Origin of the sequence: Variovorax rhizosphaerae, from assembly GCF_037889975.1 — a bacterium.
Classification (GTDB): Bacteria; Pseudomonadota; Gammaproteobacteria; order Burkholderiales; family Burkholderiaceae_C; genus Variovorax; species Variovorax rhizosphaerae.
This window is the reverse complement of the sequence record NZ_JBBKZT010000103.1, coordinates 1-1388: the sequence shown is the minus strand read 5'-3', so window position 1 is coordinate 1388 and position 1388 is coordinate 1. Positions and strand designations below refer to the sequence as shown.

Genomic DNA, 1388 nt, shown 5'->3' with positions numbered 1-1388 from the left:
ACCTTCGTGACCGGCACGCCAGGCTTCACCAATACCTTCCTCACCACCGGACAGGGGTACGAAGCCAAGAACGCGATGGGCTACGACTTCGGCATCCGCCACGCCTTCTGAGCGGCGCCGGCGCGCTAGTCCTCACATGCCCCAGTGCAGCATCGCGGCGACGAGCGCGGCGAGGAACACGGTCTCGCCCACCATCAGCACGATCGGCTTGATGCCGACGCTGGCGAGTTCCTTGAGCTGGGTCTTCATGCCGAGCGCGCTGATCGCAATGACCAGGCACCAGCCCGAGAGGTCGTTGGCGAAGGTCTGAACCGACTTGGAAATCCACCCGGTGCTGTTGAGCGCCGCGAGCAGGACGAAGCCCACCGCGAACCAGGGCAGGATCGGCGGGCGCTTGCCGCCCTTGGCGCCGGCGTGGCCGCGGCTCAGCATGACCGCGCAGACGATCACCGGCAGCAGCATGGCCACGCGCATCAGCTTGACCACCGTGGCCGCGTCACCGGTCTCCGGCGACATGCCGTAGCCCGCGCCCACCACCTGGGCCACGTCATGGATCGTGCCGCCGAGGAACATGCCCGCATGCGTGGCATCGAAGCCCAGCAGCCTGACGACGACCGGGTAGACGATCATGGCCAGCGTCGAAAGGGCCGACACGCCGATCACGGTGAACAGCGTGGCGCGTTCCTTGCCGGGATGCGCCGGCAGGGCCGCGGCCAGGGCCATGGCGGCCGAGGCGCCGCAAATCGCGGTGGCGCCGCCGGTGAGCAGGCCGAACAGCGTCTGGAAGCCCATGGCGCGTGCGGCAATCATTGCCACCACGATGGTGATGACGACCGAGGCCACCACCATCACGACCGGATGCCACCCCAGCGCCGCGATCTGCGAGAAGGTGATGCGCATGCCCAGCAGTGCGACGCCGATACGCAGTACTTCGCGGGAGGTGAATTCGATGCCGGGCTTGCAGGGACCTTCCACGGCTAGGAAGTTCACGGCCATGCCGAGCAGCAGCGCGAACAGCATGACGGGCGCGTGGTAGTGGCCGGCCAGGAAGGTGGCGGCGGCCGCCACGACGACGCTGATCAGAAAGCCCGGAACGAGCGGATGGAGCCGTGCGCGCAGCGCGGTGATGGACAGGGCAGTCATCGGAGATTTCCCGAATGGGTTGAAGGTTTCAGGTCGCGATGGCGAGCTTCACGCGGGTGATGCGGCCAGGTGATCGCTGGCGCGGGCCTCAAGCCGCCTTGCGCAGGAAGCCTTGGTGGGCGCCGTTGCGATTCGGTGCGAAGCCGTTGGCCAGCAGCGATTCCTCGACGGTGTCGTAGAACACGCCGATCTTGCTGATCTCGCGGGCCTGCTGCGCGGTAGCAATCGGGCGGCCGAACTCGCGC

At 67.4% G+C, this 1388-nt stretch carries 1 protein-coding gene and 1 pseudogene; both read right to left on the bottom strand.

The annotated features are described in order from the left end of the window. Nucleotides 1–132: 132 nt before the first annotated feature. A complete protein-coding gene (locus WKW82_RS40495; RefSeq protein ID WP_340348844.1) occupies nucleotides 133–1143 on the bottom strand; it encodes a YeiH family protein in 1011 nt (336 codons plus the stop codon). 88 nt (nucleotides 1144–1231) lie between these two features. Continuing rightward, nucleotides 1232–1388: pseudogene (locus WKW82_RS40490) on the bottom strand (3-keto-5-aminohexanoate cleavage protein); the annotation flags it as partial.